1 protein-coding gene is annotated in these 504 nt (G+C 45.6%); it reads left to right on the plus strand.

Features of this window, described 5'->3' with window-relative positions; all coding sequences use genetic code 11:
- Positions 1 to 114: 114 nt before the first annotated feature.
- On the plus strand, positions 115 to 504 hold a 390-nt coding region (locus ACTHUR_RS18800), incomplete at its 3' end, for an Lrp/AsnC family transcriptional regulator (RefSeq protein WP_440400288.1).

A 504-nucleotide genomic window follows, 5' to 3' on the forward strand; every position in this document is an offset into this window, starting at 1 on the left:
AGAATAATCTATTCATAATTTAAACCTCATGCGCGCCTTTAGGCATTTATGCTTCTTCTCAACCTGTTTTAAGGTTATGATTCAATCCAAATGAAAACGACAGACATCAAGGCCATGAAAGAACTCGACAAAACCGACTTAAAAATTCTCAAGCTCCTACAACAAAACGCACGTATCCCCATGACCGAATTGGCTGAAAAAGTCGGCCTCTCCACCACGCCGGTAACCGAACGCGTCCGCCGCTTGGAACGCGACAACCTTATTACCGGCTATCACGCCCATCTGAATCCTCATGCTTTAGGTCAAAGCATCTTGGTCTTTGTCGAGCTGAAACTGCGCTCCAAATCCGGCAATATTTTTGAAGACTTCAAACGCGAAGTGCTAAAAATTCCGCAAATTTTGGAATGCCACTTGGTCTCCGGCGAATACGACTACCTTATCAAAGTCCGCCTGCCCAATATGTCCGCCTATCGCGATATGCTCGGCAATATCCTGCTGCAACTA

The sequence above is a fragment of the Neisseria sp. P0021.S007 genome (assembly GCF_051956855.1).